The organism is Methylomonas sp. Uni0009, from assembly GCF_054188105.3.
Map to the genome: position 1 here is coordinate 54257 of NZ_JBTAFN010000003.1, position 23012 is coordinate 77268.

General features: G+C 52.0%; 24 protein-coding genes. 17 read left to right on the plus strand and 7 right to left on the minus strand.

What is annotated here, in order from left to right; genetic code table 11:
• Window positions 1-159 precede the first annotated feature (159 nt).
• Window positions 160-741: a hypothetical protein gene (locus tag ACWAU0_RS22965; RefSeq protein WP_458139370.1), complete on the minus strand. Its 582-nt coding sequence runs from the start codon at window positions 739-741 to the stop codon at window positions 160-162.
• A gap of 205 nt (window positions 742-946) precedes the next feature.
• Here ACWAU0_RS22965 and ACWAU0_RS22970 point away from each other — a divergent pair, with 205 nt between their 5' ends.
• The 10 genes from ACWAU0_RS22970 to ACWAU0_RS23015 all read left to right on the plus strand — a co-directional run bounded on the left by ACWAU0_RS22970 (window position 947) and on the right by ACWAU0_RS23015 (window position 10515).
• The gene (locus ACWAU0_RS22970) at window positions 947-1318 is read left to right on the plus strand and encodes an LEM-3-like GIY-YIG domain-containing protein (RefSeq protein ID WP_458139371.1); all 372 of its coding nucleotides are present in this window, start codon (window positions 947-949) and stop codon (window positions 1316-1318) included.
• Between the two features lie 309 nt (window positions 1319-1627).
• Window positions 1628-1942, plus strand: coding sequence for a hypothetical protein (locus tag ACWAU0_RS22975; protein ID WP_494522153.1), 315 nt, complete (start codon window positions 1628-1630; stop codon window positions 1940-1942).
• Window positions 1935-2222: a type II toxin-antitoxin system RelE/ParE family toxin gene (locus ACWAU0_RS22980; RefSeq protein WP_458139373.1), complete on the plus strand. Its 288-nt coding sequence runs from the start codon at window positions 1935-1937 to the stop codon at window positions 2220-2222. The genes ACWAU0_RS22975 and ACWAU0_RS22980 overlap by 8 nt, the downstream gene beginning before the upstream one ends.
• 134 nt (window positions 2223-2356) lie before the next feature.
• On the plus strand, window positions 2357-3820 hold the full coding sequence (locus ACWAU0_RS22985) for an NAD(P)H-hydrate dehydratase (protein ID WP_523070846.1): 1464 nt from the start codon (window positions 2357-2359) through the stop codon (window positions 3818-3820).
• Window positions 3820-4290, plus strand: a complete 471-nt coding sequence (tsaE, locus tag ACWAU0_RS22990; protein ID WP_458139375.1) for a tRNA (adenosine(37)-N6)-threonylcarbamoyltransferase complex ATPase subunit type 1 TsaE — start codon at window positions 3820-3822, stop codon at window positions 4288-4290. Before ACWAU0_RS22985 ends, tsaE begins: the two co-directional genes overlap by 1 nt.
• Window positions 4291-4334: 44 nt before the next feature.
• A complete protein-coding gene (locus ACWAU0_RS22995) occupies window positions 4335-5885 on the plus strand; it encodes an N-acetylmuramoyl-L-alanine amidase (protein ID WP_240617931.1) in 1551 nt (516 codons plus the stop codon).
• Window positions 5886-5970: 85 nt separating this feature from the next.
• Window positions 5971-7851: a DNA mismatch repair endonuclease MutL gene (mutL, locus tag ACWAU0_RS23000; RefSeq protein ID WP_458139376.1), complete on the plus strand. Its 1881-nt coding sequence runs from the start codon at window positions 5971-5973 to the stop codon at window positions 7849-7851.
• Complete coding sequence (gene miaA, locus ACWAU0_RS23005) at window positions 7852-8790, plus strand: tRNA (adenosine(37)-N6)-dimethylallyltransferase MiaA (protein ID WP_101051541.1); 939 nt, start codon at window positions 7852-7854, stop codon at window positions 8788-8790. It abuts the gene before it with no gap.
• Entirely contained in the window at window positions 8783-9382 is a 600-nt protein-coding gene (locus ACWAU0_RS23010; protein WP_101051542.1) for a 5-formyltetrahydrofolate cyclo-ligase, read from the plus strand. The genes miaA and ACWAU0_RS23010 overlap by 8 nt, the downstream gene beginning before the upstream one ends.
• Window positions 9379-10515: a type III PLP-dependent enzyme domain-containing protein gene (locus tag ACWAU0_RS23015; protein WP_101051543.1), complete on the plus strand. Its 1137-nt coding sequence runs from the start codon at window positions 9379-9381 to the stop codon at window positions 10513-10515. The genes ACWAU0_RS23010 and ACWAU0_RS23015 overlap by 4 nt, the downstream gene beginning before the upstream one ends.
• A 22-nt stretch (window positions 10516-10537) precedes the next feature.
• Here ACWAU0_RS23015 and ACWAU0_RS23020 read toward each other — a convergent pair whose 3' ends face one another.
• The 5 genes from ACWAU0_RS23020 to ACWAU0_RS23040 are packed head-to-tail and all read right to left on the minus strand — an operon-like array spanning window position 10538 to window position 13771.
• Complete coding sequence (locus ACWAU0_RS23020; RefSeq protein ID WP_101051544.1) at window positions 10538-10948, minus strand: hypothetical protein; 411 nt, start codon at window positions 10946-10948, stop codon at window positions 10538-10540.
• A gap of 5 nt (window positions 10949-10953) precedes the next feature.
• The gene (locus ACWAU0_RS23025) at window positions 10954-11871 is read right to left on the minus strand and encodes a class I SAM-dependent methyltransferase (RefSeq protein WP_101051545.1); all 918 of its coding nucleotides are present in this window, start codon (window positions 11869-11871) and stop codon (window positions 10954-10956) included.
• A gap of 56 nt (window positions 11872-11927) precedes the next feature.
• Window positions 11928-12329, minus strand: coding sequence for a hypothetical protein (locus tag ACWAU0_RS23030; RefSeq protein WP_101051546.1), 402 nt, complete (start codon window positions 12327-12329; stop codon window positions 11928-11930).
• A complete protein-coding gene (locus tag ACWAU0_RS23035; RefSeq protein ID WP_458139377.1) occupies window positions 12322-13077 on the minus strand; it encodes a tRNA threonylcarbamoyladenosine dehydratase in 756 nt (251 codons plus the stop codon). Before ACWAU0_RS23035 ends, ACWAU0_RS23030 begins: the two co-directional genes overlap by 8 nt.
• A complete protein-coding gene (locus ACWAU0_RS23040; protein WP_458139378.1) occupies window positions 13070-13771 on the minus strand; it encodes a TatD family hydrolase in 702 nt (233 codons plus the stop codon). Before ACWAU0_RS23040 ends, ACWAU0_RS23035 begins: the two co-directional genes overlap by 8 nt.
• A 93-nt stretch (window positions 13772-13864) precedes the next feature.
• On the opposite strand from ACWAU0_RS23040, the gene ettA reads away from it, so the two are divergent.
• The 7 genes from ettA (at window position 13865) to ACWAU0_RS23075 (ending at window position 22060) form a co-directional block, all read left to right on the plus strand.
• Window positions 13865-15529, plus strand: coding sequence for an energy-dependent translational throttle protein EttA (ettA, locus tag ACWAU0_RS23045; protein ID WP_319960593.1), 1665 nt, complete (start codon window positions 13865-13867; stop codon window positions 15527-15529).
• 191 nt (window positions 15530-15720) lie between these two features.
• Complete coding sequence (hfq, locus tag ACWAU0_RS23050) at window positions 15721-15963, plus strand: RNA chaperone Hfq (RefSeq protein WP_020482487.1); 243 nt, start codon at window positions 15721-15723, stop codon at window positions 15961-15963.
• Between the two features lie 11 nt (window positions 15964-15974).
• On the plus strand, window positions 15975-17240 hold the full coding sequence (hflX, locus tag ACWAU0_RS23055) for a ribosome rescue GTPase HflX (RefSeq protein ID WP_458139379.1): 1266 nt from the start codon (window positions 15975-15977) through the stop codon (window positions 17238-17240).
• Between the two features lie 165 nt (window positions 17241-17405).
• The gene (hflK, locus tag ACWAU0_RS23060; protein WP_458139380.1) at window positions 17406-18599 is read left to right on the plus strand and encodes an FtsH protease activity modulator HflK; all 1194 of its coding nucleotides are present in this window, start codon (window positions 17406-17408) and stop codon (window positions 18597-18599) included.
• A 1-nt stretch (window position 18600) separates the two neighbouring features.
• Complete coding sequence (gene hflC, locus ACWAU0_RS23065; protein ID WP_033157325.1) at window positions 18601-19455, plus strand: protease modulator HflC; 855 nt, start codon at window positions 18601-18603, stop codon at window positions 19453-19455.
• 70 nt (window positions 19456-19525) lie between these two features.
• On the plus strand, window positions 19526-20722 hold the full coding sequence (locus tag ACWAU0_RS23070) for an ATP phosphoribosyltransferase regulatory subunit (RefSeq protein WP_458139311.1): 1197 nt from the start codon (window positions 19526-19528) through the stop codon (window positions 20720-20722).
• Between the two features lie 42 nt (window positions 20723-20764).
• Window positions 20765-22060 (plus strand): adenylosuccinate synthase, encoded by a 1296-nt coding sequence (locus tag ACWAU0_RS23075; RefSeq protein WP_458139312.1) that lies wholly within the window; start codon window positions 20765-20767, stop codon window positions 22058-22060.
• A 104-nt stretch (window positions 22061-22164) separates the two neighbouring features.
• On the opposite strand, the gene ACWAU0_RS23080 is transcribed toward ACWAU0_RS23075, so the two are convergent.
• Window positions 22165-23010: a sulfurtransferase gene (locus ACWAU0_RS23080; RefSeq protein WP_458139313.1), complete on the minus strand. Its 846-nt coding sequence runs from the start codon at window positions 23008-23010 to the stop codon at window positions 22165-22167.
• Window positions 23011-23012: the final 2 nt, after the last annotated feature.

Consider the following 23012-nt stretch of genomic DNA (forward strand, 5'->3'; position numbering starts at 1 on the left):
ATGGCAAGGATAAGTTACGAGGCCAACAGCCCGTCTTACGATGGTATGGAATCGTTCGTCGCCAACTTAAACCACAAGGCTATGGTGGACTCAATTATTGCAGTAAAAGGCTGCCGGAATCTTTTTGATTTAGACAAAGCGGCTGTTAGCGCCTTCCAGTTATTTGTCTTCCTTCTTGTCAAACACGCCGCTGAAGCTAAAGCCAATATCGATTTTGCCGATTTCCTCGATCACTTTCTGGCTCAATTCATCTACCGGCTTATCGGAAAACACCGCGTAGCGCATTAGATTTTCCGTGTAGGTTTGCTTGTCTTTGTATTGGCTGTAAAACGCAAACATCAATGCGGCGATGCCTGTCACCGTGGTTTGCACTATCGCCGACTTATACCATTCGCGCTCGCCCAGCCGGTCTTTCAACAACACCCCCAGCGAAGGCCACAAAAACACCGCCACCGCAGAAATCAGCGACAGCCAGAAAAACACTTTGTTTAAAATCGCATAACTCCTGGCTTTAACATACAAATCGTAAATCAACACCAGCTTGCGCTCTTCGTCTACAGTTGTAGGCTTTGCCGTGCTCGTTGAATCTGTCTTACAGACGGCGGTTTTGGCGTAATCCATCAGCAACTTCGCGCTGGTTTGATTGGGGTTGAGGATGCTCACCACATCTTTATCGCAGGATTCCGACGCGCAGCCGCTCAGCGCAAGCAGTGTCATGATGATTAACAGAAATTGGCGCATGGTTTTGCTCCGTATCGATTTAGTGGGGCAATTGTGACATAAGCGGGTTGACATCCTGCGGGGAAAATTGCATTGGGCGAGGCTTGAGTTTCTCGCTGCCTAATGCCAGCCCGTTGTGGTTGGTCACTCGATCTGTTTGAATGACAGAAATTTACACGTTACCGATAGTTATACAATTAACAACATAGCTCCGATTGTTGATGTAATGAACCCTTATTATATTTATTCGCTTAAAGATCCACGTAACTCACCGGCGCAGCCTTTCTATATTGGCAAAGGAACGGGTAATCGAGCTTGGGAGCACACCCTTCGAGTAGATCAAACTCAAAAAGGAAGGCGCATTGCCGAAATTCAGGCGGCCGGACATGCTGTCATTACCACCGTATTAGCTGATGATCTTACTGAAGTACAAGCACTTAAACTTGAAGCGGAGTTAATCTCTGCTTTTGGCACAGTGACCAATGGGGGTATTCTCACTAATGTTGTGTCACCGAGTGGCGAATCCGAAAGTTGCGCAAGGGGCTTATTATTCCTTCTGGTTCTGTCGAGAAGGCGCAAGTGGCACTTGAGCTTTTGAAGTCAGCGGTCCTTGAGTTGGCTCAAGCAAATCCAGACGGAATTACAAACTCCGATACGGCTAAATCACTGGGTCTCCAATGTGACTATCTTGGCGGTTCGAAAGATTATTTGTCTTGGAGCATCTTAGGGTTACTGATGCGTGAGGGTAAAATGATTCGCGGTGAGTCCAAGAAACATAAGGCTACTGTCAAATGAGCACGTTATGGGTTTTGTAAACCTGTTCTGAACGTTTCAAGAATATGGGAAAGTTTGGCAAAACCTTTGGAGCGGGTTGAACAGCCCACCCCGCCTATTTTCAGAATTGGCTATGCAATGGTTTGGCGTTATGCTTTTCAAACTTCCTTGTGCGGCCCTGTGGGTCATAATGGGCCTGAAAAATAATGCAATAACTAAATCTTTGGAATTCATCATGTTAAACATCGAAATCGATAACCCTGAGTTGGAAGCCAGCCTGCAGCAGTTGTTTGGCAATAATCAGCAGTCCGTTGCCAGTGCCTTTGCCGAGTTTGTACAGCAGCGCAAAATCAAGCAGGATATCGGTGTGTCAATTACACAATTGGCTGCTGGCGAAGGCCTGCCGTTGCAACAGGTGATGCAGGACATTCGCCGGAAATATGAGTGAGTACCGCATTGTCTTTTCGCCGCGCGCCGGACAGCGCTTGGCGGAAATAGCCGACTATCTTTATCGGCAAAACCTGTCGCAGCGCTTTGTGCTGGATTATCTGCAACGTTTTGAAAATTGGCTAAATACCCTGCCGGTGCAGTTTCCCGAGTCGGGTACGCCGATGCCGGAGTTTGGCGACAACATTCGCCGGGTGGTCTATCAACAATACAGCTTTGTTTACCGTTTAAACGGTGATGCCATCGAGATACTAACCGTGTACCGTGAAAATCAACCATGAGCACCGAATTGATTTTTTCCAAACGGCCGAGAGTTTGATTTAAGTTAGTTTTGCCGACTGGTACTGGAGCAATCCAGCTAAGCAATCTTGGCAAGATCACCGACAAAAATCCTATCGACTTTTCCAAGGTCACCATGCAAACACCCCCAAACAAACTCTTTTGCACCGCCCAAATCCGCGAAGCCGAGCGTTATGTGATCGACGAACTGGGGATTCCTGGTAGGGAATTGATGCGGCGGGCCGGATACGCGCTGTTCGAACAAATACAGCGGCGTTGGCCGGAACACGCCGCGATCACGGTGTTTTGTGGCGGCGGCAATAATGGCGGCGACGGCTATGAGGTGGCGACGCTGGCCTTGCAGGCTAATTATCAGGTAACCGTTTACGCCTTGACCGATCCGCACGGTTTGTCGGGCGATGCGCTCAGTGCATACCAAGATTTTATCAAGGCTGGAGGTTGTGTCAGCGACTTCGAAGCCGGGCAATCCAGGCTGCAAGGTGTGATCGTCGATGCCTTATTCGGAATTGGTTTGAGTCGGGAAGTCGGGCAAGGTTATGCGTTAGCTATCACCGCGATTAACGATTCAGCCTGTCCGGTAGTTGCCGTGGATGTACCGTCCGGTTTACATGCCTACACCGGTTCGGTGTTGGGTTGCGCAGTCAAAGCTGATGTGACGGTGACTTTTATCGGTTTGAAGTGCGGCTTGTTTACCGGCGCAGCGCCGGAATATTGCGGCGAGATTATTTGCAACACTTTGGATATCGACGAGGCAGTGTTGGCGGCAATGCCGCCGTTCGCGGAATTGCTGGAAAAGTTAGCGTTACCGCGTCGTTCGCGGACGGCGCATAAAGGCCATTTTGGTCACGTACTGCTGATTGGCGGCAATCTGGGTTATACCGGGGCGATTCGTTTGGCGGGTGAGGCGGCCTTGCGTTCCGGGGCCGGTCTGGTTAGTATCGCCACCCGCGCTGCGCATAGCGGGCTGATCAATATTGGCCGGCCGGAGTTGATGTGCCACGGCGTGGAATGTGGCGAAACGCTGCACGCCTTATTGGATAAAGCCAGCGTCATCGTGATCGGGCCCGGCCTTGGTCAGGACGATTGGGCCAGGGAAATGTTTGGCACCGTCATGGGTCGCGATAAGCCTTGCGTGCTTGATGCCGACGCGCTGAATTTGCTGGCGGAGCAACCGAAGCGCCACGAAAACTGGGTTTTAACACCGCACCCCGGCGAAGCCGCGCGCTTGTTGGCATGTAATACCCGGCAAATCTCGGCAGACCGCTTTGCAGCCTTATCGGATATTCAGAGTCAGTACGGTGGTATCTGTTTGTTAAAAGGCGCCGGTACCTTGATTAGCAACGGTGAAACGGTATATGTCGGCACCACCGGTAATCCCGGCATGGCCAGCGGCGGCATGGGCGATGTGTTGTCCGGCTTGATCGGCGGTTTGCTGGCGCAAGGCTTGAGTTTGGAGCAGGCGACTAGGCTGGGTGTCTATGTGCATGGCGAAGCGGCTGATAGTCTGGCTGCAGAATTGGGCGAGCGCGGCTTGTTGGCCGGTGATTTGCCGGAACGAATCAGGAAATTATTGTATTAATGAACATCACGCTGGAAACCCCCGAAGATACCGAAGCGCTGGGCGCTGCGCTTTGGCAAGCCTTGCCGGCAAAATGTCTGCTGTTTTTGTACGGCGATTTGGGTGCCGGCAAGACGACGCTGGTGCGCGGCTTATTGCGCGCTGCCGGCCATTCAGGCGCGGTGAAAAGCCCTACTTACACCTTGGTCGAGGAATACGAAGTCGATGGCCGGCGCTTGTTTCATTTTGATTTGTATCGGCTGAAGGACCCCGAGGAATTGGAGTGGATGGGCATGGACGATTATCTCAACCAAAACGCATTGTGCTGCATCGAATGGCCGCAAATGGGTGCCGGCTTTCTGCCCAATGCCGATGTGGAGGTTAGCTTGAATTATTTTGAGCAGCAACGTACCGCTGAAATCAATGTGTTAGCAAAAAATCGGCTTGGCGACATAAAACTAAACTGGAAAAACAATAACCTACTGCTATAATTTCAACGAAGTTGTCACTAGTGGAAATGTGGGGTATGCAGCAGATGTCTAAAATTTTCTGGATATGGGGTTTGTTATTACCCACGTTTTCGGTGCTCGCGGCTCAGACTGAACTGGGTCCGATCAGTTATTCATCCACCAATCAACTGCTGGTCAATTTGCCGAGCACGGTCAAGCATCATGCGTTTGTGTTGAAAAGTCCTAATCGTCTGGTTATGGATTTTAGCGATGCCAAAATGGCGCAGGATTTGAATCAACCGGTTGCGGATCATCCCTTGTTTGGTTTTGCCCGCAGCGCAATGCGTAACAACAAGGATTTGCGTATCGTCGTCGAATTGAAAGCTGATGCGGACGCCAAAGTCGCGATGGTCGGTAAGAATTTACAAATCGATTTGGCGGCAAAAGATCAGCCAGCGCAGCCGCAATTGACAGCCAAGCCGGCGGAAAGAGCATTTACTCCGGTTGCGGCGGTTAAAACGGAAAAGCCGACAGCTACTCCGGAGGTTGCTGCTTCCGAAAAAGCCGATAAATCCACTAAAAAATCCGAGACCACTGCCAAGCCTGTCACGGTTAAATCCGTCGCCAAAGCCAAGGGCCGAAACATCATTGTGGCCATCGACGCTGGTCATGGCGGCAAAGATGTCGGTGCGCAGGGCGCGAACGGCACGCAAGAAAAAGACGTGGTGTTTGCGATTGCCAAGAGTCTACAAGGCATGGTTAACAGCCAGCCGGGCATGAAAGCGGTGATGATTCGCGATGGTGACTATTTTGTGAAATTAAACGAACGCCGCCGTATTGCCCGAGCGGCCAAGGCCGATTTGTTTGTGTCGATACATGCCGATGCGTTTAGCGACAGTCAGGCGCACGGTGCTTCGGTTTATACGTTGGCCAATAAAGGCGCGTCCAGTGCCGGCGCCACGTGGCTGGCTAACAGCGAAAACGCGGTGGATGGCGGTGCTGGCGAGGACAGAGATGACACCTTGACCTCGGTGTTGATGGATTTATCCAATAAGGCGGCGAAGGAAGCCAGTCAAAACATCGGTAATAAGGTGTTGAGAAGCGTGAAGGGTGTTGGTCATTTGCATCGCAATACCGTGCAAAAAGCCGGATTCGTCGTGTTAAAGTCGGCGGAAATTCCGTCTATCCTGGTCGAAACCGCATTTATTTCCAATCCGGAAGAAGAGCGCCGTTTAAACACCAAGGCTTATCAAAACAAAATGGCCTCGGCGGTATTTAGCGGCATCGTCGGTCACTTTAAACAATATGCGCCGGCCGATACGATGATGGCGCAGCTTAATCGTTCCGGCAAATCCAAAGCTGTGCAATTGGCGGCAGTGGATGTGGATACTAGTGAGTCTGTGGCTAAAGCAAAACCGGAACAAAAACCGGTGTTGGCGGCTAGAGAGCTGGATGCCGCTCCCGCCACAATCGCGAGCAACAGTGCCGGCACGCATCATGTGATTAATCGCGGCGAAACCCTGTCCGGCATCGCCCAGCAATATGGCATAAGCATGCGAGCCTTGCGGATGGCCAATGCGATGAATGACGGCAATGTTCGGGTTGGTCAGGTGTTGCAGATTCCGCATGACAGCTGATTAAACTATCTTAAAGCGGGGCGAATCATTTCGCCCCGTTTCATTTCCATCCGCTAAAATACGCGCTTTTGTTTGAGCGCGGCCGATGCGGATTCATGCTTTACCTACCCAATTAGTCAATCAAATCGCCGCCGGCGAGGTGGTCGAACGGCCGGCGTCCGTGGTCAAAGAGCTGGTGGAAAATTGTTTCGATGCTGGCGCCACCCAGATTCAAATCGATGTGGAGCAGGGCGGCACCCGGCAAATCCGAATCCGCGACAACGGTTGCGGCATCGTTAAGGATGACCTGGCTTTGGCTTTATCCCGGCATGCCACCAGCAAGATTGCTTCGTTGGATGATTTGGAGCATGTGATCAGCATGGGCTTTCGCGGCGAGGCCTTGCCCAGCATCAGTTCGGTGGCGCGTTTGACTTTGATTTCCCGTACTGCGGATGCCGATTGTGCCTGGCAAGTCAGTGCCGATGGCACCGAGCAAAACTTCGATCCGCAACCCGATCCACATCCGCCCGGTACCACGGTGGATGTCCGCGACCTGTTTTACAACACCCCGGCCCGGCGTAAGTTTTTAAAAGCCGAGAAGACCGAGTTTTCCCATATAGAGAGCCTGATTCAAAAATTGGCTTTGGCGCGTTTTGATGTCGGTTTCCTGTTGAATCACAATCAGCGCGAAGTGCTGAACCTGAAACCGGCGGACACCCAAGCCGCCCAGGAAAAACGCATTGCGGCAATTTGCGGTTCGGCCTTTGTCGAGAATTGCGTGAAAATCGATTTTGCCGCATCCGGTTTACATTTACACGGCTGGGTTGGCTTACCGACCTTTTCGCGCAGCCAGCAAGACATGCAGTTTTTCTACGTCAACGGTCGCTTAATCAAAGACCGCTTGGTGGCCCATGCGGTGAAGCAGGCCTATCAGGATGTGCTTTACCACGGCCGGCATCCGGTGTTTGTGTTGTACCTGGAGCTCGACCCAGCGCTGGTTGACGTCAATGCGCATCCGACTAAATTGGAAGTGCGGTTTAGGGAAGGGCGGATGGTGCACGATTTTCTGTTTCAGGCCTTGCATCGCAGCTTGGCCGATCAACGACCCGGCGCTACCGCGGTGGCGCAGCACATTGAAACTGTAGGCGAAGTTTCGCCTGCGCAAGCGCCGATGACGCAGTTGCGGACGCCTTTGAATCAGCAAATCTCTTTACCGCTGACGATGCCGGAGTCGAGTGTGGATAGCATGTCGCAACGGCCTACACCTGAAGCATTCGGCGCTTATCGCTACCCGTCGGAGCGAGCCAATTTGTCGGATGTGGCCGAACAAATCACAGCCTACGGCAAGCTGTATCCGCAGACCGAACGCGCCAGCCCAACCCAGCCAGTAGGCGAGTCGGCGATACCCCCGCTGGGTTTTGCCTTGGCGCATATCCACAATATTTACATCCTGGCGGAAACGACCAATGGCATTATTTTGGTGGATGCCCACGCTGCCCATGAGCGGGTGACGTATGAACGGCTGAAACAGCATTACCACAATCGGGCTATCGTCTCTCAGCCCTTACTGTTGCCGATCAAATTGCAAGTCACCGCCGCCGAGGCCGATCTGGCGGAGCAAGAGCACGAATTTTTTATGAATCTGGGGTTCGAAATCAACCGTTCCGGCCCGGAAACAGTGGTGCTCAGAGCCACGCCGGCCCTGCTGGCAAAAGCCAATGTCGATCAGTTGGTGCGCGACATTCTGGCCGATCTGGCCACTCACGGCGTCAGCCATAAAGCACTAGAAAGTATTAACGCGATTTTGGCGACCATGGCTTGCCACAGCTCGGTGCGGGCCAAGCGCAAACTCAGCATCGAAGAAATGAACGCCTTGCTGCGCGACATGGAACAAACCGAGCGCATCGGCCAATGCAACCACGGCAGACCGACCTGGGTGGCGCTGAGCCATCAGGACTTGGACCGGTTTTTCATGCGCGGGCAATAAATGAGCGAGTTGCAAAAACCGTCGGCCATTCTGTTGATGGGGCCGACCGCATCCGGCAAGACCGCGCTGGGCGTGGCGCTGGCGCAAGCCTTGGACACCGAAATCATTAGCGTCGATTCCGCCTTGGTTTACCGTGGCATGGACATTGGTACTGCCAAGCCCGACATCGTCGAGCGCGGCGGCGTGCCGCATCATTTAATCGACATTCTCGATCCCCATGAGAGTTTTTCCACCGGCCAATTCCGTGACCGCGCTTTGGCGTTGATGGCGGATATGACTGAACGTGGCAAGTTGCCGATTTTGGTGGGAGGGACGATGCTGTACTTCAGCGCCTTGACCCAAGGTTTGGCGCAATTGCCGGCAGCCGATCCGGAAATTCGCCAGCGATTGGACCACGAATTGCAAACCTTGGGGAAAGACGCCTTGCATGCCCGTCTGGCGCAAGTCGATCCGCAATCTGCGGCGCGAATACACATCAACGACCCGCAACGTATTCAACGGGCGTTGGAGGTCTTTGAAATCAGCGGCCGGCCGTTATCCAGTTTCTTCGACGCCGATCAGCAAGCCGAGCATCCGTATCGGTTTATCAAATTGATTATCGCGCCTGAGCAGCGTAGCACCTTGCATGACAAGATTGCCGAGCGCTTCGATCTGATGTTGAAACAAGGTTTTCTCGACGAAGTGCAGGCTTTATGGCGACGCGGCAATCTGGACGAAAGCATGCCGTCGATACGCTGTGTTGGGTATCGGCAGGCTTGGTCCTATCTAAGCGGCGAATACGACCTGGCAACCATGCGGGATAAAGCTATCATCGCCACTCGTCAGTTGGCCAAGCGCCAATTTACCTGGCTACGCAAGGAGCAGGACGCCCAGCATTTGATTACCGGTTCTAAAGACCTAGTCGGGCAAGCCTTGGCCTATTGCTGCGCCTATGACTAAAGCCGAACAACGCCAAATCGCCTACGCAGCGCGTCATGCGCAGGCAGATAAAGATGCGATCAGCGCCGACATTTGCCGGCGTGTTGTCGAGCAAGCCTGGTATCAAGCAGCTAAGACGGTGATGTGGTATTTACATTGCCGTTCAGAGGTGCAGACGCTGCCTACCGTAGCCGCAGAGCTAAATTCGGGTAAGCGCATAGTCGTACCTTATTGTACGGTCGATACGGTGGGTCATAAGCAATTGGGATTGTGGCAGCTGGAATCACTCGACGAATTGCAAGCGGGCATGTGGAATATTCTCGAACCGCCGCGGGCACGTTGGCTGGAGCCGGCTAAGCAAGTGGTTGCTGATGAGCTGGATGTCGTCGTCGTGCCCGGCGTGGCGTTTGACAATCAAGGCGGACGCTTGGGCAACGGTGCCGGTTATTACGACCGGCTACTGCAAAAAGTGCGGCCCAACGCGGTGTTGGCGGCGATTTGCTATGAAGCCCAACTATTGCCGCAGGTGGCGATGGATACACACGATGTGTTTATGGACTATGTGCTTACCGAGCACGCGATTTATTCAGGCAACAGGCATGCTCAACGATGAATTGGCTCGAGCTAAAGCAACAAATTCCCACCAGCCCCGCCTTGGTGCTGGACGAAGCGCAAATTCTCGCCAATCTAACACCGCTACAAGCGCTAAAGCAGGCAAGCGGCTGCAAGATTTTGTATTCGATGAAGGCGCTGCCGTTGGCGGCATTGCTGGCGCTGATAAAAGATCAAATCGACGGCTTTTCGGTCAGTTCCTTGTTCGAGGCGCGACTGGCGAAAGAGGTTTTGGGTGACGGCGGCAGTATTCATTTGACCACGCCGGGCTTGCGCCCCGACGAGTTCGCAGAGTTGGGCCGGCTTTGCAGTCATATCAGTTTCAATTCCTTGCCGCAGCATCAGCGGCTAAAGGCGTTGGCTGACGGTTATTCGCCAGGTTTGCGAGTTAATCCCAAGCTGTCTTTTGCTGACGATCAGCGCTATGACCCGTGCCGGCCGCATTCCAAATTGGGGGTCGATATCGAACTGCTGAGGGATGGTTTGCCGGCCAATGTGGAAGGACTACATTTTCACACGGTATTTGCCTGCCGGGATTTTAGGCCCTTGCAACAGACGCTGGAAAAGCTGCGGCCCATTCTAAAATGCAATCGGCTTAAATGGCTGAATCTGGGCGGCGGCTATTTGTATCACGCCATCGCCGATCACCAAGATATTGCCGAATTGATCAGGGATGTGCGAGCCGAATTTGGCGTCGATGTGTATCTGGAGCCGGGTAAGGGGCTGGTCGGTAATGCCGGTTATTTACTGACCACCGTGCTGGATCGCTTCGTCAGTGACGGCAAGCAGGTGTTGATTTTGGACACCTCGGTGAATCATCATCCGGAAGTGTTCGAATATCAGATGAAACCGCGCTTGCTGGAAGAAGAGGGTGCCGGTGAACAATCGGCAATTTTGGCGGGCTCGACCTGCCTGGCCGGTGATGTGTTCGGCGAATATCGGTTTAGGCGGATTCCGGCGGTTGGCGACCGATTAGTGTTTGCTGATGTGGGGGCGTATTCGCTGATCAAGGCCAACCGGTTTAACGGTTATCAATTGCCGGATGTTTACAGCGTCAATCCGGCCCGCTGGGTGCTGCAAAAGCGTGATAATTATGCCGATTATCGCCGGCAATGGGCGAATAGCGGCGATTAGCGTTTCGCTGCCGGTTTTACGTTTAAGGGTGGGCGTGCGGCGGCGCTTGCTCTTGGTCCAGGCCGCTCATTAGCGCTTCCATCTTCTGAATACTGGCATCGCAACCTTCGATGCTTGCTTGTACCTTGGCTTTAAAGCGCAGGCCCATGTGTTCGCCATCGCTTTCCCGTTCCGCATATTCGTTCAACAGATGACAGGCATCGTGCATGGATTGTTCGGCATTTTCGAAGGCCTCATTATCCGGCAATTGCTCGGCTTCACTGAGCATCATCAGTCGGCTTAATAGCGCACTCTGGTGGCGGAATACCGATTCGGCGTAGTCGGCAAAGCTGTCGTGTTGGCTATTGGCCGGCACGCTGGCGCAACCTATTGCACCGCATACTACCAATGTAAATAGAGTCAGAAACTTCAAACGCGGTAAAACCATCGGCATCGTGTTTAAGCCTTTTGCGCAGTAAAAATGCAATATTCGGTGAGTTTTTCGGTAAACAACTGATGTTGGGCCAGGCCGACCAAATAGTTGGCGGTTTGTGCCTTGGAACGCAGCCCCAGCCATTGGCTGATGGTTTGTACCGGTTTCAGGCGTTTGGCGACTTTGTACATGTGTTCGACCGATGCCCGGGTTTGGGCGGTAATGTCGTGGCAAACAATCGTTTGAAAACCTTGCTGTTCCAACAAGTCAGTAAATTCGTCGCGCGCACACAGATTCGGTACGGCCCAGCCGTTCAAACAGGTCACGACCGCCTGCCATTGCTGTTCGTTAAATTGCCGCTGCAACACAAAGCCGTCGCAAACCACAATCCGGCCGCCAGGCTTTAATACCCGCCAGGCTTCGCGCAAAAAGTCGCCTTTTTTTAACGCATGACAAGAGCTTTCCAAAGCCCAGACGACATCAAAAGAGGCGTCGGGGAAGGGCGTGGCGCAAAAATCCGCGACTTCGAAATCGACTAATTCTGCAACGCCGTGGCGCTTGGCGTGCTGACGAGCATAGTCGGCTTGCTTGGCGCTGATGGTGATGCCGGTTACCCGATTGCCGTGTTGTTTAGCCATCCAGATCGTGCTGCCGCCGATGCCGCAACCGGCGTCCAGGACTTTGTCGCTGGCCTGAATCCCGGCCTTTTCATAAAGTACCTGATTTTTGTTCAGCAAGGCTTGATGTTGATCGTAAGGCTTGGCCTCGTCCCAATAACCGTAATGCAAGGCCAGATTGTCGCGGTTGCACCAAGCTACCAGATAATCGTTGTAACAGTCATCGTAGTGCTTGGCGGCGTCGGCCTGTAGTTCGCTGCTGGATAATTCGGTGTCATCGCGCAGGCTTTGGTCGCGGTAATCTTGGTTGGGTTCTAGGGTGTACATCGTAGCGGGAATCGAGGAACGGGACGGCTGAGCGTAAGGCAAGGTAAACGGCCGAATTAGTTGGGTTGCCGGCCATTATAATTCAGATCGGCGATTCGCTTCATGTTAGCCGACAGATTGTTGAATTGCGGGTGATTGATTTCCAGCAATGCAAATATCTGTTTTATGGTTAAGTCTTTGATTTGTTCCGGTTCCATGCCAAAGCGAATCTTGAACAAACGCCGCTGTTTACCGACCGGTAGTGACGCCAAAATTTCGCTTAAACGCTGATCGATCAATTGTCTAGCCAAGGCCATTTCCGGGCTTAAGTTTTTATCTATCGCTTGGGGCTGGGGTTGGATAGGCGCGGGAGCCGGCTGATTTGCCGTGGCCGCGCGCTGTCGCATCTCCTGCAAACGTGAACTTTTGCCTGGATTGACCAGCAAGGAATCCGCTGGACGGCTGGGTAATTTATCCATGATGTTTGTTGTGGTGAGAATGTGCGGGATCGTGAATCAAGTTGCGGATGACTACCGAAGCGCAGACGCCGCCGAATGCCGCCGGCAAATAGGAAATCGTGCCGTAAGCCGACTTTTTATAATTACTGCCGTCGGTAAACATCAACGAATCTTTATTCACCACTTCCGGCGAAAACACCACTTTCACGCCGCGGCTGATGCCGTGTTTGCGCAGGCGGATGCGAATGAATTGGGCGAATGGGCAGTTATAGGTTTTGGAGATGTCTACCACCTTTAGGTGCGTGGGGTCCATCTTGCCTCCTGCACCCATGGAACTGACGATTTTCATTTTGTTGGTTTTGGCGGCGCGAATCAGGTGGATTTTTGGGGTCAAACTGTCGATAGCGTCGACGATGTAATCGTAATGGGTGGTCAGCAAGTCGGCGGCGGTGTCCGGGGTGATGAATTCGTGGCGGATATGCAATTTCAAATCCGGATTGATCGCCAGCAGACGCTCACCCATGATGTCGGCCTTGGATTGGCCGTGGGTGGTGGACAGCGCCGGTAGTTGCCGGTTGCGATTGCTCGGGTCGACCACGTCGCCATCGACGATGGTCATTTCGCCGATTCCGGCCCGGCAGATAAATTCGGCTGCAAACGAGCCCACGCCGCCCATGCCCACTACCAACACATGGGATTGTTGGAGCTTGTCCAGTTTGGGCTTGCCGATGAGGAGTTCGGTGCGAGAGAGCCAGCTTAAATCAGTCATGCAGAAATACTCGTTTGAAATTGCTCAGGATTTGTTGGCGCAAGGTTGCGATGTCCAAACCTAGCATTTTAGCCGCTGCGGCATATATCGCGTCAATGGATACGTTTGAGGTGTCGGTTTCCAGGAACAAGCGATCAGCTGGCGTGCAACTCAGCGCTTTGCCGGTATGGCTGCGAGGATTTAGCAATGCGGCGCCAAAGGATAGATAAACCCCGTGTCTTAATAGCTGCTCAGCCAAGGCGGGTTTGCCTTTAAAGCCGTGAATGACCCAGGGTGTCTCTGTGTTTGGGGTGGATTTTTTAATCTGGATCAGCTCGTTAAAGGCGCGTACGCAATGAATGATCAACGGTTTGCCAAGTTGGTTGGCGAGCTTGATCTGGCCTATGAATGCGGGGATTTGCATATCCAACGGCGTGGCAATAGCTTTATCCAGTCCGCATTCACCGATTGCCAATAGCTGTGGATCCTGGCTTGCCGCGCTGATTTTCATTAAAGCTGTTTCGGCGTTTTCTTCGTTGAGATGCCAGGGATGTAAACCCAAGCTGTAAAAACCGTGGTGTGTTGCCGTGATGTCGAAATCTTGGGTGGCGATGCTGATCATTCCAACGGCCTGATGGCTGCCGGTTTGGTGGCAATGGATGTCAATGTAGGCATCGGCCGAGCTCAGCGTGTTGTTAGCTGTTTCAATAATCACTGAATTACCACCTGATACTCGATAAAAATTAACACCCTTAAAAAACCGTTACCGCACGGTATAATGCTATTTTATTTCTTCAGCAGAAAAACAATGGCGCAATATATTTTCTCGATGAACCGGGTCGGCAAGATCGTGCCGCCCAAGAAGTACATCCTTAAAGACATTTCCTTATCGTTTTTTCCTGGCGCCAAAATCGGTGTGCTCGGTTTAAACGGCTCCGGTAAATCCACGCTGCTGCGCATCATGGCCGGTATCGACAAGGAAATCGAAGGCGAAGCGATTCCGCTGAAAGGCACCAAGATCGGCTATCTGCCGCAAGAACCGCAACTCGATCCGAATAAAACTGTGCGGGGCAATATCGAAGAAGCGGTAGCGGAAATCAAAGATGTGCTGGCCCGATTGGACGCCGTCTATGCCGCTTACGCGGAGCCGGATGCCGATTTTGACGCCCTGGCCGCCGAACAAGCCAAGCTTGAGGACATTATCAATGCGTGTGACGGCCACAACCTGGATCGCACTCTGGAAGTAGCTGCTGATGCCTTGCGCCTGCCGGACTGGGATGCCGATGTCACCAAATTGTCCGGCGGTGAGAAGCGCCGTGTCGCGCTGTGCCGCTTGTTGCTATCTAAACCCGATATGCTGTTGCTGGACGAGCCTACCAACCATTTGGATGCCGAATCGGTGGCCTGGCTGGAGCGCTTTCTGCACGATTATCCAGGTACCGTGGTAGCGGTCACCCATGATAGATACTTCCTCGACAACGTCGCTGGCTGGATCTTGGAGCTGGACAGGGGGATGGGGATTCCCTGGGAAGGCAATTACTCGTCTTGGCTAGAGCAAAAGGAAAAACGTCTGGAGTTGGAGGAAAAACAAGAGTCTTCTCGACAAAAAGCAATGAAAGCAGAGCTGGAGTGGGTGCGCTCAAACCAAAAAGGCCGGCACGCGAAGAGCAAGGCGCGTCTGGCGCGCTTTGAGGAGTTGTCATCGGTCGAGACGCAGAAACGTAATGAGACCCAGGAAATTTATATTCCACCCGGTCCACGTCTGGGCGATGTGGTGATCGACGTTGAGAACATCAGCAAGGGTTTTGGCGACAGGTTGTTGATCAACAACTTGAGTTTCAAATTGCCGCCGGGCGGTATCGTCGGCATTATCGGCCCGAACGGTGCGGGTAAAACCACGCTGTTCCGGATGATGGCGGGATTTGAAAAACCGGATGCCGGCGAAATCAAATTCGGCCAAACCGTGCAGATGGCTTACGTCGATCAGTTGCGCGACGACATGGACAACAACAAGACGGTTTGGGAAGAAATTTCCGACGGTCTGGACATGATTACCGTCGGCAAATACGAAACGCCGTCGCGGGCGTATATCGGCCGGTTCAACTTCAAGGGTGGCGATCAGCAAAAACGCATAGGCGAATTGTCCGGCGGCGAGCGTAATCGCGTGCATTTGGCCAAGTTGCTGAAAAGCGGCGGCAACGTACTGCTGCTCGACGAGCCGACCAACGATTTGGACGTGGAAACCTTGCGAGCCCTCGAAGAAGCCTTGTTGGCTTTCCCCGGTTGCGCGGTGGTGATCTCGCATGATCGCTGGTTCTTGGATCGGATCGCCACACATATGTTGGCGTTCGAAGGCGATAGCGAAGTTGTGTGGTTTGAGGGTAACTATGCGGACTACGAAGCTGATCGTCATCGCCGTCTGGGCACAGACGCCGACAATCCGCGTCGTATCAAATATAAAAAAATCGGCTAAGCTGAACTTAAGCAGCCGTTGTTATTTTCGCAACGGCTTTGCTAATAAAGATTCGATTGAACTTGAAATAGCGGCGAGCAGTCCCAAAGTCATTAACAGTTTTTTATTGATCCGCAGCCCGCGTGTTGAAATTGGTGGGTCTAGCGGGTAATGTATTAATAGCGCACCGAACAATAATAAGGAGAAATAGGATGTCGAAAGCACAAAACTTGCAGGACAACTTTTTGAATGCCCTCAGAAAAGAACACACTCCCGTGTCGATTTTTTTGGTTAACGGTATCAAACTGCAAGGCCGCGTCGATTCTTTCGACCAATACGTGGTGATGCTGAAAAACACTGTGAATCAGATGGTTTACAAGCATGCCATATCCACTATCGTTCCCGGCAAAAATGTCACGATGCACCGTGACCCCGACGTTAGCGACGAAAGCTAAGAGGTTATTTTTTGTTTGAACGTCCCGATGCGGGTGAACGAGCCATTCTCGTTCACCTCAATTTGCAAGTTGGTCAAGAAGACCTCGACGAGCTGAAAGAACTAACCAAATCCGCAGGCGCCCAACCCACTCATGTAGTCACCGGTAGCCGGTATCGGCCTGACCCGAAATATTTTGTCGGCACGGGCAAGGTTGAAGAAATCAGGTCGGCGATCATCGAGCACGAAGCCAATATCGTTATCGTCAATCATCCACTCACACCCAGCCAAGAGCGTAATTTGGAGAAAGCCCTGGAAGTCAGGGTGGTGGATCGCAACGGCCTGATCCTGGATATTTTTGCGCAGCGGGCGCAAACCTTCGAAGGTAAATTACAGGTCGAACTGGCGCAACTTAAACATTTGTCGACTCGATTGATTCGCGGCTGGACGCACTTGGAACGGCAAAAGGGCGGTATCGGTTTGCGTGGTCCTGGCGAAACCCAGTTGGAAACCGATAGGCGATTATTGGCGGTGCGTATCAAGCAGATTCAACAGCGCCTGGGTAAGGTTGAAAAGCAGCGTCATCAAGGCCGAAGTAAGCGTAAAAAGGCCGAAACTCCTACCGTATCTTTAGTTGGCTATACCAACGCCGGTAAGTCCACCTTGTTTAACACCTTAACCGGTGCCGACATTTATGCGGCCGATCAATTGTTTGCCACATTGGATCCTACCTTGCGGCAATTGTCGCTGAGTAATGGCGGCGAAATCATTTTGGCCGATACCGTGGGCTTTATTCGGCATTTACCTCATGAATTGGTGGCGGCATTCAGATCCACGTTGCAAGAAGCCAGCGAGGCGGATTTGCTATTACATGTGATCGATGCGGCGGCGGAAGATCGCGACGATACGATCTATCAGGTAAACCAAGTCTTGAGCGACATCGACGCCGCTAAAATTCCCCAGTTGAAGGTATTCAACAAAATCGATTTGCTGGAGGATGTGGCGCCGCATATCGATTACGATGCTGACGGTAAGCCTGTCAGCGTCTGGATTTCCGCGCAAAACGGGGTAGGCTGTGATTTGTTGCAGCAGGCTCTGTCCGAATTATTCGCGAGCAGTAAGGTGATTCGAAAGTGCTTTTTGCCAGCCAGCCAAGCCGGATTAAAAGCAAAGTTATTCACTTTTGTGAAAATAATCGACGAGGTCAATAACGATAGCGGCGATTGCGAATTGACGATAGAAATTGACAAAAAGCATTTGGGCTTGTTGAAGGGTATTGACGTTCATGAGCAGGCTTAGCCGGGGGATTGACGTAAGAATCCCCCAGTTATTTGCTCGGAAATGGTTAAGTTACGATAGAATGGCGACTTTTCGGATAGACCAGCCAGTGCTTCGAATCATCGAACAGGCGGTCATTACGAAATAGCTTTAGAGTTTTCAAATCCAATCTTTGGAGTGTTTGGTATGTCTTGGAATGAACCCGGCGGTGGTAAAAAAGACCCCTGGAGTGGTCGTAATGATAAGAATGATCCACCCGATTTGGACGAGGTAATTCGTTCGCTACAGGACAAGCTGGGAGGTATTTTCGGTGGCGGTTCTAAAGGTGGTATCGGCAACGGCCCGTCAATGAAAGGTGTTGGTTTGCTGGCTGCCGGTGCAATCGTTCTATGGGGTTTGAGCGGGTTCTATACCGTCGACGAAGGTACGCGCGGCGTGGTGACTCGCTTCGGTGCCTATGTCAATACCACACAGCCCGGTCTGAATTGGCATATCCCGTCGCCTATAGAGCAAGTGGCGGTCATCAACGTTGAGCAGCAACGCTTTATTGAAGTGGGTTACCGTTCCGGTGGCGGGCAGGGTATGGGTTCAGTGCCTAAGGAAGCGATGATGCTGACTAAAGACGAAAATATCGTCGACGTCCGTTTAGCCGTCCAATACCAAGTCAAAGATGCCAAGGACTATGCGTTCAACGTACTCGACCCTGCCTCGACGCTGAAACAAGTCACCGAAAGCGTGCAGCGCGGTGTGATTGGCCGTAGCGATATGGATTTTGTGCTGACCGAAGGCCGTAGCGACATTGTTTTGGCGGTTAAGTCAGAAATTCAAGCGGTCATGGATGCCTACAAAACCGGTATTTTGATCACCAGCGTTAACTTGCAGGACGCGCAGCCACCTGAACAAGTACAAGGTTCCTTTGAAGATGCCATCAAGGCGCGGGAAGACAAGCAGCGCTTGATCAACGAAGCCGAGGCATATTCCAATGACGTGGTGCCTAAAGCCCGTGGTGCGGCCTCACGTATTGTGCAGGAATCTGAAGCCTATAAAGAAAAAGTGATTGCCCGAGCTAACGGTGATGTCAGCCGCTTCTCGCAATTGCTGGCCGAATACAAAAAAGCACCGGCGGTAACCAAGCAGCGGATGTATATCGAAGCGATGGAATTGGTCCTGGGCCGTTCCAACAACGTGCTGGTGGATGTCAAAGGCGGTAATAACATTATGTATCTGCCGCTGGAAAAGTTGGCGAATAAGGCTGCTGAAGATGCCGCCCCGGCCCCCGTAGTCAGTCACGAGCCGGTTTCTTTAAGCCCCCAACCCGTGAAAGAAATTAAAACCGATGTGCGCGCGTCAAGCCGTGAGCGCGATGTGAGAGGACGCTAAGATGGGAAATAAGATTTTAGTCGCCGTTGGCGCAGTAGTCATCTTGCTCTCGATGTCGGTATTTACCGTGGCCGAAACCGAGCGGGTAATTAAGTTTCAATTAGGCGAGATTGTCGGTGCCGATTTCCAACCGGGCATGCACTTTAAACTACCGTTTATCAATAATGTTAAAAAGTTCGAAGCGCGCATTCTGACCATGGATTCCACGCCGGAGCGCTTTTTAACGGCGGAAAAGAAAAATGTTATCGTTGATTCGTTTGTCAAATGGCGGATAGGTGATGTCAAGACCTTTTACACCACCGTTGCTGGTGATGTGAACCAGGCTAATATTCGTCTCGATCAAATCATCAAAGATTCCGCGCGTAGCGAATTCAGTAAACGCGAGATCAAACAACTGGTATCCACGGATCGCAGTGCCATTCGCGATGCGCTGATTACCAATGTGTCGCCGCATGCCGCGAAACTAGGTATTACTATTGTCGATGTGCAAGTCAAGCGTATCGATTTGCCGGCTGAAGTGAGTACCTCGGTTTATCAAAGGATGGAAGCCGAACGGGCGCGGGTGGCTCGGGAGTTCCGTTCACAAGGTTCGGAAGCCGCCGAGCGGATCCGCGCCGATGCTGATAAGCAGCGGGAGATTATTTTGGCCAACGCTTATCGCGATTCCGAAGTAATGCGGGGTGAAGGCGACGCTAAAGCTGCGGATATTTTCGCTAAAGCATACAGTGAAGACAGCGATTTCTTTGCGTTTTATCGTAGCCTGATAGCATATAAAGAAAGCTTGGGCAAATCCGGCAACATCATGGTGCTGGAACCGAATTCCGACTTCTTCAAATATTTCAAGAATCAGAAATAACCTCCATTTGAATGACGTGTAGTCAAACGCCCCGCTATGCGGGGCGTTTGCTGTGTTTGAGACAGACAAAATGCAAAAAAAAGACACCTGGCTATTGCCGGAAGGAATTAGCGAAGTATTGCCGGAACAAGCCGCGCATCTGGAGAAGTTGCGCAGAAAGCTTTTGGATACTTTCGCCTGCTGGGGTTACCAGTTGGTCATTCCGCCGTTTGTGGACTTTCTCCACTCCTTGCTGATCGGTTCAGGACATGACCTGGATTTACAGACGTTTAAGCTGACCGATCAATTAAGCGGCGAAATGTTGGGGGTGCGCGCGGATATGACGCCGCAAGTGGCGAGAATCGATGCTCATCACTTCCAGCACGACGGTCCAACTCGCTTGTGCTATGCCGGTACTGTGCTTCACACTTTGGGCGATCCCCTGGAAAAAAGCCGTAGCCCGATGCAAATTGGTGCTGAACTATACGGGCATGCTGGTCTGGAAAGTGATTACGAAGTCATCCAGTTAATGCTGGAAATGTTGGCGATTAGCGGTTTGCAAAACGTGCACTTGGATTTAGGGCACGTCGCTATCTACCGAGCTTTGGCTGAACATGCCGGTCTTGATCCGCAACAGGAAGCTGAATTGTTCGATGTTCTGCAACGTAAGGCCAGAACCGAACTGGCGGAATTACTTGCCGAGTTTAATATAGACACGCGCTATAAAGACGTCTTCAGTGCTTTACCTAAGCTGAATGGCGGCCGGGATGTACTTGATAAAGCTAAAGCCTTATTGACCGGTTTTGCCGGTGCCGATGAAATTGCCGGCGCCTTGGCGGATTTGCAGGGTATAGCCGATAAATTACGCCGAGATTTTCCGGCGTTGACGGTGAGCTTCGATTTGGCCGAGTTACGGGGTTATCACTATCATACCGGCATGGTATTCGCGGCTTTTGTGCCTGCTCTGGGTAAAGAAATTGCCCGTGGTGGCCGTTACGATAATATCGGTGAAGTATTCGGAAGAGCGCGAGCCGCTACCGGTTTTAGTGCAGATTTAAAAGTATTGGCGGGCATGTATAAAGTCGATGACGAAGTAGCGCAGTTAGTGTTTGCCCCTTTTGCGGAAGATGCTGATTTGCGGGAAGCTATTAGAGATTTACGTGCGCAAGGCGTGGCAGTGATTCAACATCTGCCGGAACAACAAGGCGGCGCTGAACAGCAGGGCTGCAATGCTATTTTAGAAAAACACAATCAACGCTGGGTTGTTAAATCAATAAGCTGTCGTTAGATCAATAAGCTGTCGTTAAACCACTAGTTTAAGGTTAGAAATATGGGAAAGAATGTTGTTGTTATCGGCACGCAATGGGGCGATGAAGGTAAAGGTAAGCTGGTCGATCTTTTAACCGAACAAGCTGCTGCGGTGGTGCGCTTTCAAGGCGGCCACAATGCCGGTCACACCTTGGTGATTAACGGCGAAAAAACCGTATTGCATCTGATTCCGTCCGGTGTATTGCGGGAAGGCGTGCAATGCATGATAGGCAATGGCGTCGTGCTGTGCCCGGAAGCGTTATTGAAGGAAATCGAGATTTTGGAAAAATCCGGCGTACCGGTCCGGCATAGGTTGCAGATCAGCGAAGCCTGCGCCTTGATTTTACCGATACATGTTGCTATCGATCAGGCTCGTGAGAAGGCTAGAGGCAGCAAGGCCATCGGCACGACTGGCCGCGGTATTGGGCCTGCCTATGAAGACAAGGTAGCCAGACGCGGCTTGCGAGCCGGCGATTTGCGCAATACCGAAGAATTCGCCGCTCGCTTAAAAGAGCTGGTCGAATATCACAACTTCATGTTGATTAATTATTACCATGCCGAGCCGGTTAATTATGACGAGGTACTGGCAAATACCTTGCGTTTGGGTGAGATCATCAAGCCGATGCTGACCGACGTTGGCGAGGCTATCTACAGCTATCAAAACCAAGGCGAAAACGTGCTGTTCGAAGGCGCGCAAGGCGCACTTCTTGATATAGACCACGGTACTTATCCCTACGTCACTTCATCCAATACCACGGCGGGCGGTGCGGCTACCGGTACTGGAGTAGGGCCTTTGGCGCTGGATTATGTGTTGGGTATTACTAAAGCCTATTCCACTCGCGTCGGTAACGGCCCGTTCCCCACCGAATTGCTGGATCATTACGGCGAGCATCTGGGCGTGAAAGGCCACGAGTTTGGCGCTACTACGGGTCGTAAACGCCGTTGCGGCTGGTTCGACGCGGTGTCCATGCGTAAATCGGCGCAATTAAATAGCTTGAGCGGTATCTGCTTAACCAAGCTCGACGTGCTGGATGGTCTGGATAAAATTGGTATCTGCACCGCTTACAAGATTAACGGTGAAATGACTGAGACCGCCCCGCTAGGTGCTGATCAATATGCGGCGTGTGAAGCCGTTATTGAGGAAATGCCGGGTTGGACAGGTACGACTGCTGGCGTTACTGATTTTGCGCAATTGCCGGAAAATGCCAAAGCCTATATTGCTAGGCTGGAACAACTGGTCGGTGTAAAAGTCACGATCTTGTCTACCGGCCCGGATCGGAACGAAACCATAGTCTTGGAAAATCCGTTCCAGGCTTAATGCTTAAGCAATAAACCTGCCTTTAAGACGCTGAATATATTCAGCGTCTTTACAGTTTTAATCGTTCAGAAAATACAGCACCGCTGTTACGGCTTATGCTCGGGTCAACCTCTAGCGACAGCTCTGTTCCGGTTGGTAATCCATTCGCTCCATGAGCCGGCGTAAAGTTTTGAACCCTTTAGTCCTGCAATTTCCATCGCTAACAGGTTGTGACAGGCGGTCACACCCGATCCGCACATGTGTACTACTTGCTCGGCTGGATAAGGAGCTACTAGCGCGCTAAATTGCTGGTGTAACTGATCGGCGGGTAAAAATAATCCCGATTTGTCCAGATTGGTGTGCAAGGGCCTGTTTCGCGCTTTGGGTACATGGCCGGCTACTGGGTCTATAGGCTCTTGTCGACCATGGAAGCGTTCAGGTGTTCTGGCATCTATCAAGGTGAATTTTCTTGTCGCCAAACCGTTTGCCACTTGATCGGCATCCAGCCATTGTTTGTTGTCCAAATAGACGCGGAATTGGCTGGCGGTAATGTTTGGAAGCACGGTAGTGACCGGAAAATCTCGCTTTTGCCAGCGTGTAAATCCGCCATTCAGCACCGCGACTTGAGTATGGCCCATGGTGCGCAGCAGCCACCACATCCGCCCGGCAAACGCGCCACCGGCATCGTCGTACACCACGATTTGGCTGCGGTTGTTGACGCCCCAATCGCCCAACTTTTTACCTAATACGTTAAAGTCAGGCAATGGATGGCGACCAGTATACGATTGCACCGGTGAAGACAAATCCTGATTTAAATCAGCATAGCGCGCACCGGGAATATGGCCTTGTCGATAGGATTTATGACCGGCTGTCACATCGGCAAGCGAGAAACGGCAGTCGAATATTCGCCAATCCGGATTGTCCAAGTTAGCAGCTAGAATGTCTGCGGAAACCAGTGTGGTGTAGGACATGC

Coding starts and splice junctions, on each gene's coding strand:
- ACWAU0_RS22965 (WP_458139370.1), bottom strand. CDS start 741: ATGCGCCAATTTCTGTTAATCATCATGACACTGCTTGCGCTGAGCGGC.
- ACWAU0_RS22970 (WP_458139371.1), top strand. CDS start 947: ATGAACCCTTATTATATTTATTCGCTTAAAGATCCACGTAACTCACCG.
- ACWAU0_RS22975 (WP_494522153.1), top strand. CDS start 1,628: ATGCAATGGTTTGGCGTTATGCTTTTCAAACTTCCTTGTGCGGCCCTG.
- ACWAU0_RS22980 (WP_458139373.1), top strand. CDS start 1,935: ATGAGTGAGTACCGCATTGTCTTTTCGCCGCGCGCCGGACAGCGCTTG.
- ACWAU0_RS22985 (WP_523070846.1), top strand. CDS start 2,357: ATGCAAACACCCCCAAACAAACTCTTTTGCACCGCCCAAATCCGCGAA.
- tsaE (WP_458139375.1), top strand. CDS start 3,820: ATGAACATCACGCTGGAAACCCCCGAAGATACCGAAGCGCTGGGCGCT.
- ACWAU0_RS22995 (WP_240617931.1), top strand. CDS start 4,335: ATGTCTAAAATTTTCTGGATATGGGGTTTGTTATTACCCACGTTTTCG.
- mutL (WP_458139376.1), top strand. CDS start 5,971: ATGCGGATTCATGCTTTACCTACCCAATTAGTCAATCAAATCGCCGCC.
- miaA (WP_101051541.1), top strand. CDS start 7,852: ATGAGCGAGTTGCAAAAACCGTCGGCCATTCTGTTGATGGGGCCGACC.
- ACWAU0_RS23010 (WP_101051542.1), top strand. CDS start 8,783: ATGACTAAAGCCGAACAACGCCAAATCGCCTACGCAGCGCGTCATGCG.
- ACWAU0_RS23015 (WP_101051543.1), top strand. CDS start 9,379: ATGAATTGGCTCGAGCTAAAGCAACAAATTCCCACCAGCCCCGCCTTG.
- ACWAU0_RS23020 (WP_101051544.1), bottom strand. CDS start 10,948: ATGCCGATGGTTTTACCGCGTTTGAAGTTTCTGACTCTATTTACATTG.
- ACWAU0_RS23025 (WP_101051545.1), bottom strand. CDS start 11,871: ATGTACACCCTAGAACCCAACCAAGATTACCGCGACCAAAGCCTGCGC.
- ACWAU0_RS23030 (WP_101051546.1), bottom strand. CDS start 12,329: ATGGATAAATTACCCAGCCGTCCAGCGGATTCCTTGCTGGTCAATCCA.
- ACWAU0_RS23035 (WP_458139377.1), bottom strand. CDS start 13,077: ATGACTGATTTAAGCTGGCTCTCTCGCACCGAACTCCTCATCGGCAAG.
- ettA (WP_319960593.1), top strand. CDS start 13,865: ATGGCGCAATATATTTTCTCGATGAACCGGGTCGGCAAGATCGTGCCG.
- hfq (WP_020482487.1), top strand. CDS start 15,721: ATGTCGAAAGCACAAAACTTGCAGGACAACTTTTTGAATGCCCTCAGA.
- hflK (WP_458139380.1), top strand. CDS start 17,406: ATGTCTTGGAATGAACCCGGCGGTGGTAAAAAAGACCCCTGGAGTGGT.
- hflC (WP_033157325.1), top strand. CDS start 18,601: ATGGGAAATAAGATTTTAGTCGCCGTTGGCGCAGTAGTCATCTTGCTC.
- ACWAU0_RS23070 (WP_458139311.1), top strand. CDS start 19,526: ATGCAAAAAAAAGACACCTGGCTATTGCCGGAAGGAATTAGCGAAGTA.
- ACWAU0_RS23075 (WP_458139312.1), top strand. CDS start 20,765: ATGGGAAAGAATGTTGTTGTTATCGGCACGCAATGGGGCGATGAAGGT.
- ACWAU0_RS23080 (WP_458139313.1), bottom strand. CDS start 23,010: ATGTCCTACACCACACTGGTTTCCGCAGACATTCTAGCTGCTAACTTG.